At 56.9% G+C, this 14,927-nt stretch carries 15 protein-coding genes; 6 read left to right on the forward strand and 9 right to left on the reverse strand.

Annotation, left to right across the window (positions count from 1 at the left end):
* Window positions 1-5: 5 nt before the first annotated feature.
* Together GJQ55_RS07875 and GJQ55_RS07880 are read right to left on the reverse strand one after the other, a co-directional pair.
* On the reverse strand, window positions 6-1,388 hold the full coding sequence (locus tag GJQ55_RS07875) for a permease (protein WP_228344433.1): 1,383 nt from the start codon (window positions 1,386-1,388) through the stop codon (window positions 6-8).
* Window positions 1,381-1,812, reverse strand: a complete 432-nt coding sequence (locus GJQ55_RS07880; RefSeq protein WP_228344434.1) for a MerR family transcriptional regulator — start codon at window positions 1,810-1,812, stop codon at window positions 1,381-1,383. Before GJQ55_RS07880 ends, GJQ55_RS07875 begins: the two co-directional genes overlap by 8 nt.
* Before the next feature lie 309 nt (window positions 1,813-2,121).
* Between GJQ55_RS07880 and GJQ55_RS07885 the strand changes: the two genes are divergently transcribed.
* On the forward strand, window positions 2,122-3,717 hold the full coding sequence (locus tag GJQ55_RS07885; protein WP_228344435.1) for a sensor domain-containing diguanylate cyclase: 1,596 nt from the start codon (window positions 2,122-2,124) through the stop codon (window positions 3,715-3,717).
* Here GJQ55_RS07885 and purT read toward each other — a convergent pair.
* From purT to GJQ55_RS07910, 5 genes are read right to left on the reverse strand one after another with little or no spacing between them, the layout of a single operon-like run.
* Window positions 3,689-4,894 (reverse strand): formate-dependent phosphoribosylglycinamide formyltransferase, encoded by a 1,206-nt coding sequence (purT, locus tag GJQ55_RS07890; protein ID WP_228344436.1) that lies wholly within the window; start codon window positions 4,892-4,894, stop codon window positions 3,689-3,691. The genes GJQ55_RS07885 and purT overlap by 29 nt on opposite strands.
* Window positions 4,895-4,907: 13 nt before the next feature.
* The gene (locus GJQ55_RS07895) at window positions 4,908-5,120 is read right to left on the reverse strand and encodes a DUF1289 domain-containing protein (protein ID WP_228344437.1); all 213 of its coding nucleotides are present in this window, start codon (window positions 5,118-5,120) and stop codon (window positions 4,908-4,910) included.
* Window positions 5,117-5,641, reverse strand: coding sequence for a gamma carbonic anhydrase family protein (locus tag GJQ55_RS07900; RefSeq protein ID WP_228344438.1), 525 nt, complete (start codon window positions 5,639-5,641; stop codon window positions 5,117-5,119). Before GJQ55_RS07900 ends, GJQ55_RS07895 begins: the two co-directional genes overlap by 4 nt.
* 21 nt (window positions 5,642-5,662) lie before the next feature.
* Window positions 5,663-6,235, reverse strand: coding sequence for a CoA pyrophosphatase (locus GJQ55_RS07905; protein WP_228344439.1), 573 nt, complete (start codon window positions 6,233-6,235; stop codon window positions 5,663-5,665).
* 57 nt (window positions 6,236-6,292) lie between these two features.
* Window positions 6,293-6,604, reverse strand: coding sequence for a YqfO family protein (locus tag GJQ55_RS07910; protein ID WP_228344440.1), 312 nt, complete (start codon window positions 6,602-6,604; stop codon window positions 6,293-6,295).
* 88 nt (window positions 6,605-6,692) lie between these two features.
* Here GJQ55_RS07910 and GJQ55_RS07915 point away from each other — a divergent pair, with 88 nt between their 5' ends.
* On the forward strand, window positions 6,693-8,300 hold the full coding sequence (locus tag GJQ55_RS07915) for a methyl-accepting chemotaxis protein (protein ID WP_228344441.1): 1,608 nt from the start codon (window positions 6,693-6,695) through the stop codon (window positions 8,298-8,300).
* Window positions 8,301-8,366: 66 nt separating this feature from the next.
* On the opposite strand, the gene GJQ55_RS07920 is transcribed toward GJQ55_RS07915, so the two are convergent.
* Window positions 8,367-8,660 carry a YkgJ family cysteine cluster protein gene (locus tag GJQ55_RS07920; protein WP_228344442.1) on the reverse strand — a complete coding sequence of 98 codons (294 nt, stop codon included), beginning with the start codon at window positions 8,658-8,660 and terminating at the stop codon, window positions 8,367-8,369.
* Complete coding sequence (locus GJQ55_RS07925; RefSeq protein ID WP_228344443.1) at window positions 8,638-9,006, reverse strand: hypothetical protein; 369 nt, start codon at window positions 9,004-9,006, stop codon at window positions 8,638-8,640. The genes GJQ55_RS07920 and GJQ55_RS07925 overlap by 23 nt, the downstream gene beginning before the upstream one ends.
* Window positions 9,007-9,157: 151 nt before the next feature.
* Here GJQ55_RS07925 and GJQ55_RS07930 point away from each other — a divergent pair, with 151 nt between their 5' ends.
* The 4 genes from GJQ55_RS07930 to GJQ55_RS07945 all read left to right on the forward strand — a co-directional run bounded on the left by GJQ55_RS07930 (window position 9,158) and on the right by GJQ55_RS07945 (window position 14,777).
* Window positions 9,158-9,694, forward strand: coding sequence for a hypothetical protein (locus tag GJQ55_RS07930; RefSeq protein ID WP_228344444.1), 537 nt, complete (start codon window positions 9,158-9,160; stop codon window positions 9,692-9,694).
* An 11-nt stretch (window positions 9,695-9,705) separates the two neighbouring features.
* Window positions 9,706-10,395: a pseudouridine synthase gene (locus GJQ55_RS07935; RefSeq protein ID WP_228344445.1), complete on the forward strand. Its 690-nt coding sequence runs from the start codon at window positions 9,706-9,708 to the stop codon at window positions 10,393-10,395.
* 144 nt (window positions 10,396-10,539) lie between these two features.
* Window positions 10,540-11,586, forward strand: coding sequence for an efflux RND transporter periplasmic adaptor subunit (locus GJQ55_RS07940; protein WP_228344446.1), 1,047 nt, complete (start codon window positions 10,540-10,542; stop codon window positions 11,584-11,586).
* 2 nt (window positions 11,587-11,588) lie between these two features.
* Complete coding sequence (locus GJQ55_RS07945) at window positions 11,589-14,777, forward strand: efflux RND transporter permease subunit (protein WP_228344447.1); 3,189 nt, start codon at window positions 11,589-11,591, stop codon at window positions 14,775-14,777.
* Window positions 14,778-14,927: the final 150 nt, after the last annotated feature.

A 14,927-nucleotide genomic window follows, 5' to 3' on the forward strand; every position in this document is an offset into this window, starting at 1 on the left:
GACGGCTAAATAACCGTCAGGTTCATCAGCCAGCCGATAAACAGCACCTGCGGTACTGTTACCAGCGGCAGGAACAGCGCTATTTTCCAGCTGCGGGTGGTGTCTTTCACCGCCATAATTTCGGTGTAATCGGTGGCGGCACCGGCCATTAAAAAGGTAAAGGCATTGCCCGGCGCGCCGGCACGGTTAAACAGATCAGCAGCAATGGGCGTGGAACCTTCCGAACACACTTCAATTAGGGTGGCGGCCAGCAAGGTCAGGAACAGACCAGAAACCGACGCCCCGAACCACACCCCAAAGGCTTCCTCCGGTACAAAAGCCCGGATTAACGCCACCAGCACCACACCGAACACAATCCAGCGCAGCACCATTTTTGAGTCTTTCAGGCCTTGCCAGAACATGCTCAGCACAGAGGGGGCCGACCAGTCGTGTTCACCCCAGCTGGCTTTCAGCAATGGCCACACCGGTGCTTCGCTGAATTCGGTCTGATGTGGGTTGGCCGGCAAGGTGCCACGCGCCACCAGCCTGTCGAATATCCAGCCGCTGATCAGTGCGATCAACAATGACGCAGCGATAATTAATAAGGTCCAGGGCAAACCGATCAGCCCCACCAGAATCAGCGTTAAGGTGAGCGAGTTCCACGGGCTGGCAATCAGAAAGGCCATCACCTGACCAATGCTGGCACCACGCTCGTACAGTTTCATCGCCACCATCAGAATGCCGTGGTTGCATAAATCCAGCAGCAGGCCTGCCAGCGTGGCACGGAACAGACCGCGCTTGGTGCCGCCCTGGCCGAGTACCGACATCACCACTTCACGCGGGATACGATTCAGTAAACCGACAAAGAAAGCGGCCAGTAAAATACCCCACCACATGGCGTTCACCATTTCGAATGAGGTATGCAGCATGGTGCCCAGCCAGGGCAGGCTTTGGTCGGCATCGTGGCCGATGAATAAAAAGCCCAGATAACCTAAAAAAACCGCCGGGCCACAAGTCCACAGAATCCAGTCAATACGTTTTTTGCCGCCGGTTGCCGGGGCACAACAGGACGATGCCGCGGCGGCGGGTTCGCTGCCACAGCAGGATGACGAGGCCGCAGGCTTGGCCTCACTGGCGCAACAGGATGAACTGGCTGCGGGCTTGGCCTCAGTGCCACAACAGGATGACGTGGCCGCAGGCTTGGCCTCAGTGCCACAACAGGATGACGAGGCCGCAGGCTTGGCCTCACTGGCGCAACATGATGACGTGGCCGCAGGCTTGGTTTCCGTGCCACAGCAGGATGAACTCTCTGTTGATTTAACGTCACTGGCGCAGCAGGAACCGGCTTGTTCTTTGGCCGGCTCCGCAACACCGCCGCCACAACAGGATGTTGATTTGGATTCACTCACAGCTTTTCTCCTCTGCCGCCACCGGGGCGTCGCAGCTTTCAATTAAATGACAAATATGGTCCCCGCTGGGAAAACAATCGGGCATCGCCTGCCAACCAGCCACGGCACTCTCCATGCGTTCGACCAGCGCCTGCATAGCCTGCAATCGGTTGCGCGCCTCCTGCAGGCGCGGTTCAATCAGCTGCCGCACCGTCGGGCAGGGTGAACTGCCGCGGCCGGCTTCATGCAGAATTTTCTGAATATCGTCGAGGGTAAAGCCCAGATCGCGGGCCTGGCGGATAAAACGCAGCCGCTTCTGATCACCGCCCGAGAAAATATGGTATCCATTGTCGGCTTTACCCGGCTGCAATAAGCCAATACGCACGTAATGACGGATGGTGTCGGCGCTGATCTGCTCCTGTCGCGCCAGTTCCTGCACTTTCATAAGACCTCCACCGCTGAACCAACCTGAACAGTAACAAGGGAGCCTCCGAATCACTCTGCACAGCTCTGCGCGGGTTATCCGTAGGCTTTCAAGGTTAAACCCGCGAGTAGCTCACAGGTCAAGTCTCTGTACAGCAGCTGACTGAACTTTATATGCTGACTATTTATCATCACTGCGAAAGACGCTGAGAAGGTCACAAAATAGCCATAACCTTGGCTACTTTTTTTGTGCCAAAATGTAAGTGTCAGATAACAGAAGATTTCTTATTGTTCATCTGAGTGGTCATATCCCTACAATTAATGAGGCTTCATGCTCACCATACGCCAGCTTTTTTATTATTTAACCAGTGCCTACATAATACTGCTGCTGGCAGGGTTACTGCTGGGTCGCTGGTTCTGGTTTTATCCGGTCGAGCTGGAAAACTATCTGCACCAACAGCAAAAAGAGCTGTTCAGTTTGTCGTCAGCCATCGACTTGCGCCAGCAACAGTTACTGGCCATGGCAACCGATTATGGCCACTGGAATGAAACCTGGAATTTTGTCCGCCAGCCGGATCAGCCCGGCGATTATCTGCAGCATAATTTTACCGCTGCCAGCATGGAAACCCTCAGTCTCGATGCCGTAGTCATTCTTAACCGTGAATATCAGCCGCTACTGGCTTACCAACTGGATGAACAGCAACAACTGCTGCTGCCGGCAGACAATAATTTTTTTAACTGGACACGCAGTGAATTTGCCCACGAAAGCCTGCTGATTGCGGAACCGGTTAATGATGTCCTTAACATTGGTGAGCATGCTTATCTGGTGGCGGTAAGCCCGGTGTTGCAAAGCGACCATCAGGGACCACAGGCTGGCTGGCTGCTGTTTTTTCAACGCGTTGATGAACAATTACTGACCAACATCAGCAATATTATCCGGGTGGGTCTGCGCGAAATACCGCTGAGCACGATGGATGCCAGCACCATTATGCCGCTGGAGCTGCCGATACATGAAGTGGCGGCCAGCCATCCGCGCTGTGTGTATAACAGTAATCAGCTGCCGGTGCTCTGTCTGGAACTGCAGCACGATATGACCAATATGCCGGAGTTTATGAACCGCGGTATTTTTATTGCGTTAATGTTTATGATCTTGCTGCCAGCCCTGTTATTTGCCGTTTTATTACACCAACTCACCTCACCAATCCGGCAAGCCACCAGCTTATTACAGCGGAATAATTCTGATGGTTTGTTGCGGCCGGTATTATTTTCTTCGCCATTGCGGGTCAAAGAACTGCGCCAGCTGCGCAATGCCTTTAACGAACTGGTGTACACCGCCCGTCAGCAACAAGCCAAGCTGGAACAACTTTCGAATACCGACCGGCTGACCAACATTGCCAATCGCCGGGCCTTTGATGAAACGCTGGATAACACCTGGCGCCGCCTGTGCCGGCATTCCCAGCAAGCGGCGCTGGTGTTGTGTGATATCGATTATTTCAAAGCCTACAACGACCACTATGGCCATCAGGCCGGTGACGATGTACTGCATAAGGTGGCGCAGGCGCTGAAAGGCTGCGCCCGCCGTACTGATGAAATCGCAGCCCGTTTTGGCGGTGAAGAATTTGTGCTGATTTTATACGTCGATAACGATGTGGACATGCACAGCATCCGCGAGCGCATTCAGGAATCCATCCGCAATCTGAAAATTCCGCATGGGTATTCCAATACCGGCCCCATCCTGACGCTCAGCTTCGGCGTGGCCTGGATTCGTGACAGTGGTGCCTGGCTGGAAAATTACACCGCTGCCGACTGGCTGCATGCCGCCGACAGTGCGTTGTATGCCGCCAAAGGCGCTGGACGAAACTGCAGCTTAGTGCAGATCATCAGCGCCGATCAGCCGTTTACAGATCAACCGAAATTGCTGCAATAACTGCATTGGCCTTATCTCGCGCGGCGGTAATATCCGCACCGCGCGCCAGAGCCACACCCAAACGGCGCTTGCCGGCCAGATCCGGTTTACCAAACAAACGCAGTTGCGTATCCACTGCCGCCAGCGCCTTATCTACCCCGTTGTAACGCATCTGTGCCGACTGCCCGGCCACCAGCAATACCGAGGATGCCGACGGCCCATGCTGCTGAATATTAGGAATCGGCAGGCCCAGAATGGCGCGCACGTGCAAAGCAAATTCGGATAAATCCTGCGAAATCAGCGTCACTAAGCCGGTGTCGTGCGGGCGCGGTGACACTTCACTGAAAATCACCTCATCGCCTTTAACAAACAACTCCACACCGAATAAACCCAGGCCACCCAGATCATCGGTAATGGTGCGGGCAATCTGCTGCGCTTTTTCCAGCGCCGCGGCGGTCATGGCCTGTGGCTGCCAGGATTCCTGATAATCACCATCCTGCTGACGGTGACCAATGGGATCACAGAAACTGGTCACCACCTCACCGGCAGCGTTTTTGTGGCGGATGGTCAGCAGTGTGATTTCAAAATCAAAATCGACAAAACCTTCGACAATCACTTTGCCTTTACCGGCGCGGCCACCTTCCTGGGCGTAGGTCCAGGCCTGTGCCAGCTCAGTCTGCTCACGGACAAAACTCTGGCCTTTGCCGGACGAGCTCATAATGGGTTTCACCAGACAAGGCAGACCGATTTCAGCCACCGCCTGCAGAAAATCGGCTTCGTTATCGGCAAAGCGGTAAGTGGAGGTCGGCACCTGCAGGGTTTCGGCGGCCAGGCGGCGAATACCTTCCCGGTTCATGGTCAGCTGCGCTGCGCGGGCCGACGGAATCACGGTAAAACCTTCCTGCTCTAATTCGGCCAGCGTGGCGGTGGCAATGGCTTCAATTTCCGGCACGATCAGGTGCGGTTGTTCGGCTTCAATTACCGCACGCAGGGCCGCACCATCGAGCATGCTGATCACGTGGGAACGGTCCGCCACCTGCATGGCCGGCGCATTGGCATAGCGGTCTACGGCAATCACTTCACAGCCCAGGCGCTGTAATTCAATCACCACTTCTTTGCCCAGCTCACCAGAGCCACAGAGTAAAACGCGGGTGGCCGTGGGGGAAAAAGGCGTACCAATCGAACCTTGGGTAGTCATAAAGAATCCTGTGTTATGGCTTTTTAACCGGTACTCCGGGCACCGGTATGAAATTCATGGCCGCGCGCTCGCGGGCAGCGACCCGTTGTAAAACCTGCCTGCGCTCGGCATCGGTCAGGCGTGTCCACTGGGCAATCTCGTCACCGGTGCGGTAGCAACCCACACAGATATCCTGCTCATCCAGAGCACAAATACTGACGCAGGGCGATTTAACGCGCTGGCTCACAATTCAACGACCTGCAGTTCGGTGCGGTAACGGCGGGCGTTGTGCACATAATGGGCGGCGGACGCTTCCAGCATTTTTTGTTGCTGTTCACTCAGCTGGCGCTTAATAACCGCCGGTGAACCGACCACCAGCGAACCATCGGGTATCTCCATGCCCTCGGGGATCAATGCATTGGCGCCAATAATACAGTGCTTGCCGATGCGGGCTTTGTTCAGCACCACCGCATTAATACCAATCAGGGAATAATCCCCCACCGTACAGCCGTGCAGCATGGCGTTATGGCCCACCGTCACACCGCGGCCCAGCGTCAGCGGAATGCCGCCATCGGTGTGCAGTACCGCGTTGTCCTGCACATTGGATTGCGGGCCGATGGTAATCAGGTCATTGTCGCCACGGATCACCACGCCAAACCAGATACTGCTGTCATCGGCCAGTTCAACACTGCCGATAATGCGGGCATTGTCGGCGACGAACACATTTTGGCCCCGCTGCGGACGCCGTTGGCCAAGCTGATAAAACATGCGTTGCTCCTTTAAACCCGGTTAAACGCGAAAGGAAATATCACAATCCCACAGATTGTTCATCATCTCGGCAATCATCATGGCGGTGAGGCCCCAGATGTGAAAACCCTGATAATCGTAACTGGGAATGCGGATGGTGCCGCGCTCAAAATACTGGCTGGGTGGCTGGCGGAAATGACTGAGCGGCACGGTAAACACCGCATCCAGCTCATCCGGATTGGCCTGTAACGGCAGCTGCGGCGGAATCACCCCCAGCACCGGCGTAACCAGATAGCCGAAGCGCGACACCACCTGATCCAGCTCGCCGATCACCTGCACCTGCTGCAGCGGCAGCGCCACTTCTTCTTCCGCTTCCCGCAGCGCCGTCATCACAATGCTGGTGTCGGTATCGTCACGCTTGCCACCGGGAAAGGCCACTTCGCCCTGATGGGTGGACAGGTGCAAAGCCCGCCGCGTCAGCAGCAGCTGCGGCTCAGTTTCATTGGTAATGGCCACCAGCACACCGGCCTCGGCCAGTTCCGGCTGACACACACGACGCGGCTGATGCTGCTGCAAACGTTGCTGCAGATAACAGGCAAGGGATAATTGGGTCATGCCGGCATTCTAATAGCTGCCCGCCACCGCCACCAGCGCCAGACGCCTGCCAGACGCTCAGAACGTTTCCAGCCGCCAGACGTCAAACGCCGGTTCTTCATAAGGATGGGCTTGCCGCAGGGCATTTACCGCGGCCTGAATATGCTCATCGGCACAGACCATTTCCACCCGGAACTCTTCAACCCTTGAGGTTTCATGCAAACGGCCGATAAAAGGTTCAGCGCCCGCTGTCGGGCGGAATTGTCCGGTACCGGCCACCTGCCAACAACAGGCTTCGTAATGACCGATCCGGCCAGCCCCGGCATCAAAGACAGCTTCTTTCACCGCATCCAGGTGCGTGGGCGGAACAAAAAATGCAAGTTTGTACATAATCAGACGGTTCTCAATAATGTGCGTTATGACGGGAATGGTCTAAAGTATTCACCTGAATCTTTTTTTGCCGTAAGGATTATTCACAATGGCCAATGCTGTGTCGATTCAGCGCAAAGTGTACTTCGCTCTGGGCAGTATTTTTCTGCTGGTACTGGTAGTTGTTATCAGTGTCGCAGTATCCGCTGAAAAGAAACTCAGTACCGAAATGGTACACAGTCAGCTGAAAGACAAAGCGTCCGGTTATCTGGACACCATGAATATGCTGATGATCTCCGGCGCCATTGCCAACCGCGAGATGGTCCGTACCAAATTGTTGTCTGATAACAACATTGTCGAAGCCCGTATGCTGCGTGCGCCGTCCATTGATGCCATGTACGGCAAAGGTCTGGAACACGAATACCCGCTGGACGAACTCGACCGCCGGGCTCTGGCCGGTGAAGAAATTATGTTGGAAGAAGATGGCGAAAATGGCCATACCATGACCTATCTGACTCCGGTATACGCGCACGAAGATTACCGCGGCACCAACTGCCTGCCCTGCCACCAGGCACAGGAAGGCGACATTCTGGGTGCCATCCGCATCAGCTATTCCCTCGATGAACTCGATGGCCATATTTTCAATAACATGATGACCATGGCGCTGATTCAGGCGGCCATGTTTGTCAGCGCCCTTATTTTGTTGTCCCTGCTGCTGCGCCGCTTTGTTATTTCACCAGTGCGCAGCATGCACCGCACGTTGGATACCATGGAACGTGACTCCGACCTGACGCAACAGGTGCGGGTGGATACTCAGGATGAAATCGGCCGTACCGCGATGGCACTGAACAAAATGATTGCCCGCTTCTCCGATTCCCTGCGTCAGGTGGTTGGCTCGTCCCACGAACTGGAAGAATCGGCCGGCCAGATTCAGCAGTCATCCCAGGCATCCCTGCAGGCCGCCAACGCCCAGAAAAGTGAAACCGAACATATCCAGCGTTCCATTGAAGAATTGCATCAGAGCATTCAGACCGTGATGACCAACGCGGAAGAAAGCAGCCGCGCCTCCGCCGAAGCCAAAGTTGTGGCCGGCCAGGGCGTCAGCAAAACCGATCTGGCCTCGGCCAGCATTGAAACCATGAACAACGCCATTCAGTCAGCGTCCGGGGTCATTGCCTCGCTGGACGAGCGCAGCAACAACGTCGGAAGTGTGCTGGAAGTGATTAAAGGCATTGCCGAACAAACCAACCTGCTGGCCCTGAACGCCGCCATTGAAGCCGCCCGCGCCGGCGACTCTGGCCGTGGTTTCGCCGTGGTTGCTGATGAAGTCCGCACGCTGTCGCAGCGCACTCACAAATCAACTCAGGAAATTGAGAGTATGATCGAGCAGCTGCAGGCCGAAGCCCGTCAGGCTGTGCATTCCATGGAAAATGCCCAGAGCACCGCCAGCGAAGGCATGGAACGGGTGCGGGAAGCCGCGCTGGCACTGCACAGCATGATTCAGCACGTTGAACGCATGAACCAGCTGAATGCCGAAACCCTGAAGAGTATGCAAGTACAGGTGGAAGTCAGCCGTAACGTCAGCGCAGGGGTAGAAAGCATCAGCGGGCATTCTTACCAGAGTGCCGACACCGCCGCTCAAACCGCCGAGATTTCACGCCAGCTGGTTACAATGGCTCATCATCTCAGCACCCTGGTTAACCGTTTCCGCTTATAACCAGCCTATGGGTGGCGGCCTGCAGGCCGCCGCCTTCCCTTTTTTACCACATTCCCACAGCCAGCCTCAGCCGGTGCAGTTTTCCAGTTCGGTCAGTAAGGCCAGGGCTTCGCTTTGCGAACTGCCGCAACAGTAAGCAACGACCTGAAAAGAAGCACAAACCGCCGGCCGCGCCGGATCGGTAAAAATATCGCAGTAAAAATCAGCGTTCAGATGAACACAGCGCACCCCGGCCGGTTTGCCCTGTGGCATACCGGGAATGGGTGAGCTGATGGACGGCGCAATACAGCAGGCACCGCAACCGGCGCGGCAAGCCATGCTTTCGTCCGGCAGCGGTTTAATAACGATAGCGTTTGGCATCCTGCACCTTCTGCTGCTGCAGTTCTTTCCACATCACCAGATTGTAACGGCGGGCATAGCTCTGCATGCGTCGCAGTTCCTGCGGTCTTTGTTCAATATTGGTGAACGTACGCCAGCGCTGATTCAGCACCTTAACGGCGTAATCTTGCTGTACCTGTCCGGCCTGCGCTTCAGTCAGCCCCGGAAATTCCAGCCCATCCGCCATCTCCAGCGCCACAAACTCATAATTGCGGCTGGCCACCGCGGCTTTGGCATCTTCAACCGGAAATTCCAGCCCGATCGTTTCATCGGCCAGCGCCGGCAGCCACCCAAGCAGGGCCACCAGTACGATACTCAGTTTTTTCATCAATCTTGCCCATCACAGAATCCCGCGCAGTATAGCCGAGCAGGCTCAGACTGTTGCAACCACCGCACAGGCTGTTGCCGGCCCAGCCCGCGCTTGCCATCACCCCTTACGCGGGATAGCCTTGGCCGGCTTTTTTACCGGACCGCTGTCTATGCTGCGACTTGTTTTTATTACGGCCCTGATCCTGCTGCCATCCATCGGCAGTGCCGAACCCACCAATTTCCGTGCCGGTATCGGTGCTTTTGCCCTGGATATCGGCCATGCGCCGGCCGGTCTGCCCGACGGCAGCCAGACCGGTGTCAGCCTGTTTGGTGAGTTTCCGCAAAGCAACCATACCGCCTCGCGCTTTATTCTGTACCGCATCGATGGCGGCGACGGGGTCAGACTGACCGGCGGTGAAACCCAGTTAATGTGGGGCATGGGCCTCGCCCAGCCGGGCTTCCGCTTATACACCGGACCGGCCTGGCACTATGACCGTATGCGGGTAACACGCAGCGGCGGCCACGACACCCGTACCTTTAATGGCTGGGGCTGGCAGATCGGTACCGGCTGGCAATACCGCGCCGTCACGCTGGACGTTGCTGCCACTTTCCGCGACCGCCACGACTACAACCGCGAAACCCGCCGCGCCGGTTTACCCAAAGGCGATGTCTGGACGCACAACCTGTTGCTCAGTTACCGCTTTTAAAAGGCCAGCTCATGACCCTGCCTGAAGGCACCCCGGATTTAACCTCCTGTCGGCTGGCCCGTGGTCACGACTGGCTGGCCATTAACAAACCCGCCGGCATTGGTATGCACAGCGAAGACGATGTGGCCGGACTGGTGGTACTGGCCAGCAACGCCTTTGGCCAGCCGCTGTGGCCGGTGCACCGGCTGGATAAGGTCACGTCAGGGGTGTTATTGCTGGCCACCAGCGCCAGCGGAGCCGCCCGCCTCAGCGCCCTGTTTGCCGAACATAAAATGCGCAAATATTACCGTGCCCAAAGCCACAGCCGGCCGCAAAAAAAACAAGGCTGGATCAAAGGTGATATGAGCAAAGGCCGTAACGGCAGCTGGCTGTTATTACGCAGCCAGAATAATCCGGCCATTACCCGCTTTGTCAGCGCCTATGATGAAGCCAGCCAGACCCGTACTTTCTTATTGCATCCCCTTACCGGCCGCACCCACCAGCTGCGCGTGGCCATGAAAAGCCTGGGTAGCCCGATTGACGGCGACCAGCGTTACCGTGGTGCCGCCGCCGACCGTACTTACCTGCACGCAGCGGCGCTGTGCTGGGATGATGAACAACCCGATGGCAGCGTACAGCGCATAGAACTGACCTGCTCTCCTGCCAGTGGCCAGTGGGTCAGCACCGCCGCGGACTGGGAAAAACCCTGGTTATTATTCTGAACCGTCATCATCTGCTCCTATACTGAAGCCGGCACCTGCGCGGGTGGGTTGCATTCCGAATATTAGTATATTCTAATACAGGCATATTTTAGCCGGCCGGGTACTGCTCCCGGGCTGATACTGAGCTTCAGAGAGGAACGTTGCATGCCCATTCCACTGCTCCGCACACTGCCGAAAACCCTGTTACTGGCCCTCGGTGCCAGTCTGCTGGCCAATCCCTCACAGGCGCTGGAACAACAGACCATTCAGCCGGTCAGCATCCCCCGCTACGTCGATCTGGAAGCCACGCTGGAAGCAGTGAACCAAAGTACCGTGTCGGCGCAGACCAGCGGGGCCATTAAAGCCGTGCATTTTGATGTGAATGATCAGGTCGAAGCCGGTGCCCTGCTGATTGAAATTGATGACACCCAACAACAGGCTCAGCTGCAACAAGCCCGCGCCAATCTGGCGCAGGCGCAGGCGCAGAATGAAGACGCTCAGGTCCTGCTGCAACGCAACACCCGCCTGTACGAACAGCGCACCCTGTCCAAGGGCGAATTCGACAGCTCCAATGCCCGCGCCAAAAGTGCCGCAGCGGCAGTAAAAGCGGCCGAAGCGGCACTGAAACAAGCACAGGAACAACTGGCCTACACCAAGGTAAAAGCCCCTTACGGTGGTATTGTGCGCGCCCGCCATGTGCAGCTCGGTGAACTGGTCAGCCCCGGCCAGCCGCTGATGACCGGGCTGGCGCTGGAACCGCTGCGCGCGGTGGCCGATCTGCCGCAACAGGTTGCCCGCCAGTATCAAGCCGCCGACCAGATCAGCATTCAGCTGCAGCACAGCCAGCTGCAACCCACCGACGTGGTGCTGTTTCCATTCGCCGATGAGCGTCATCACAGCGTGCGCCTGCGTGCCGAGTTACCGGCCGGCAGTCTGGATGGCGACCAGCGTCTGTTTCCTGGCCAATGGGCCAAAATCCGCGTCCGCACGGGTGAACGCAACGGCATACTGGTGCCCAGCGTCGCCATTCTGCAGCGCGCTGAACTGAACTCCGTGTACGTCATCCACAACGGCGAACCGCATCTGCGTCAGGTACGCACCGGTGAACGCTTCGATGGCCAGACCGAAATTCTGGCCGGCCTGCAGGCCGGTGATGTGATTGTGACCGACGCACTGGCGCAACTGGCCGCCATCAGCCGCAAGGAGCAATAATTATGGCGCTGGGCATTTCCGGAAAAACCGCACAGGCCTTCCAGAACTCGGCCATTACCCCGCTGCTGGCACTGGTCGGCTTACTGCTGGGTTTCTTTGCCATTATGGTGACGCCGAAGGAAGAAGAGCCGCAGATTGATGTGACCTTTGCCAACGTCTTTATCGGCTTTCCCGGCGCCAGTGCGCGCCAGGTTGAACAGCTGGTGTCCATCCCCGCCCAGCAGGTGCTGGCCGAAATCAAAGGCGTGGACGATATTTTCTCCATCAGCATGCCCGGCCAGTCGGTGCTGACCGTGGCCTTTGAAGTGGGCATTCCGCGCGAAGAAGCCATTCTGAACCTGTACAACCAGATTCACAGCCACAACGACTGGTTTCCGCAGAATTTAGGCGTGATGGCGCCGGTGGTGAAACCCATGGGCATCGACGATGTGCCCATCATGGCCATTACCCTGTCCTCACAACGCCCGGATATCAGCGCCGCCGACCTGACCCAGGTGGCCAACGCGCTGGAAACCGAACTCAAGCGCATTCCCGGCACCCGTGATATTTACACCATCGGTGCGCAACAAGCGGTGCTGGAAGTTCGCCTCGACCCGGCGCGCATGAACGGCCACGGTCTGGCCTTTGACGATGTCCGCAACGCATTGCTCAGCGCCAATGCCGGTGGTTACCTGCAGCCGCTGGTTCAGGACAACAGCGTGATCCAGATTCAGGCCGGCAATTTTCTTAAAACCCCCGCCGAAGCAGGCCAACTAGTGGTCGGCCGCCACAGCGACGGTATTGTTTACCTGACCGATGTCGCCGATATCCGCCTGCAGGCCGATACCCCGGAACAGTCCGTCTACACCCGTGCGCTGGGTCAGGATGCCTCGCTACCGGCCGTCACGCTGGCCATTGCCAAACAACCAGGCATGAACGCTATTGATATCACCAGCGCCATCAGTGAACGGCTGGAATTGCTGAAAAACCGCCTGCTGCCGGCGGATATTGATGCGGAAATTACCCGCGACTATGGCACCACCGCCAAACAGAAATCCGACCAGTTAATTGCCAAACTGCTGTTTGCCACCGCCGCCGTGGTGGTGCTGGTGCTGGCCACCATGAGCTGGCGCGAAGCCATTATTGTGGGTGCCGCCATTATTATTACGCTGGCCATTACCCTGTTTGCCAGCTGGGCCTGGGGCTTTACCCTCAACCGCGTATCGTTGTTCGCGCTGATTTTCTCCATCGGCATTCTGGTCGACGACGCCATTGTGGTGGTGGAAAACATCCATAGACACATGCACCTGGGTAAGAAAAAACTGCTGGAAATTATTCCGGTGGCGGTCGATGAAGTGGGCGGCCCAACGATTCTGGCCACCTTCACCGTCATTGCGGCCCTGATGCCCATGGCGTTCGTCACCGGCCTGATGGGCCCCTATATGAGCCCGATTCCGATCAACGCCTCCACCGGCATGCTGATTTCGCTGGTGGTCGCCTTCGTGGTAACGCCCTGGCTGTCGTACAAACTGCTGCACCGCCAGAACGACGCCATGGAACATGGCGATCATGGCGGTGAAGACAACCCGCAACAGGGCAAGCTGTACGATTTCTTTAACCGCCTGATGCGTCCATTTATTGAAGGCGCCCAGGCCGGTAAAAAGCGCGTGCTGCTGTTCGCCGGCGTCACCGGTTTGATCGTGCTGGCCGTGGCCTTGCCGGTGTTCAAGCTGGTGGTGCTGAAAATGCTGCCGTTCGACAACAAATCGGAATTCCAGATTATTGTTGATATGCCGGAAGGCACGCCGGTAGAGCAAACCCTGACGGTACTGGAAGCACTGTCCGACGAGTTAATGAACGTACCGGAAATCAAAGACGTCCAGCTGTACGCCGGCACAGCCGCACCCATCAACTTCAACGGTCTGGTGCGTCAGTATTACCTGCGCAACATGCCCCATCAGGGCGATATTCAGGTGAATCTGGTGGACAAAGCCGAGCGTAAGCGCCAGAGCCACGACATTGCTTTTTCCGTACGCGAGCCGCTGCAGGCCATTGGCCGCACCATGAATGCCAACGTCAAAGTGGTGGAAGTGCCGCCCGGCCCGCCGGTGATGGCCCCCATTGTGGCGGAAGTGTATGGCCCGGATTACGAGCGCCAGATTGCCGCCGCCAAACAACTGCGCGCGCTGTTTGAACGCACCCCGGACATTGTCGATGTCGATGATTACATCGAAGACAACCAGGAAAAATGGCTGATCGATATCGACCGTCAGCGTGCCTCTATGCTGGGCGTGGCCCAGGCCAGCATCGTGCAGGCTATTAATACCGCGCTGGGTGGTGAGGATGTCAGCTACCTGCACACCGGCAATAACAAATACCCGCTGCCCATTCGTCTCGAACTGCCGGAAGGCCAGAAAACCGGCTTACAGCAGGTGCTGGCCATGAAAGTACGGGCGGCCGATGGCCAGCTGATTGCGTTGGGTGATCTGGTGCAGGTACGCACCACCAGCACCGAGAAAAACATCTACCACAAAAATCTGCAGCCGGTGGTGTTTGTTACCGCCGATATGGCCGGGGATCTCGACAGCCCGCTGTATGGCTTGTTCAGCATTGCCTTTGGTATGGAAGATGCCGGCATGCCCTGGACCCAGATGATGATTCAGCAACCGCCGTTAACCGACGATATTGTGATGAAGTGGGATGGCGAATGGCAGATTACCTATGAAACCTTCCGCGACATGGGCATCGCCTATGGCGTCGGCATGATTCTGATTTATCTGCTGGTGGTCGGTCAGTTCCGCTCGTACCTGGTACCGCTGATTATTATGGCACCGATTCCGCTGACAATTATTGGCGTCATGCCCGGCCATGCCTTGTTCGGCGCGCAGTTTACCGCCACCTCCATGATCGGCATGATCGCGCTGGCCGGTATTATTGTGCGTAACTCCATTCTGCTGGTGGACTTTATCAACCAGAAATCCGCCGAAGGCATGCGCTTTGCCGATGCCGTGATTGTGGCGGCAGCGGTGCGCTCACGCCCCATTGTGCTGACCGCCGTGGCGGCCATGATCGGTGCGTTCTTTATTCTCGACGACCCGATTTTTAACGGCCTGGCCATTGCGCTGATCTTCGGTATTCTGGTTTCTACGCTGCTGACGCTGGTGATTATCCCACTGCTGTATTTTGCCGCGTTCCATAAACAACACGCCTGAGTCTGCACCAGACGCCCGCCCCGGTAACCCCGCGGCGGGCTTTTTTTTAGCCCGGCCGTGGTGCGGTTCGCCCGGCTGCCACTTTTAACGTGGCAGACACAGTGCTTCTGCTAGACTGCTGACATTCCCGGCAGCACGGTACGCAGATTT

Source organism: Venatoribacter cucullus, assembly GCF_016132445.1.
Classification (GTDB): Bacteria; Pseudomonadota; Gammaproteobacteria; order Pseudomonadales; family Oceanobacteraceae; genus Venatoribacter; species Venatoribacter cucullus.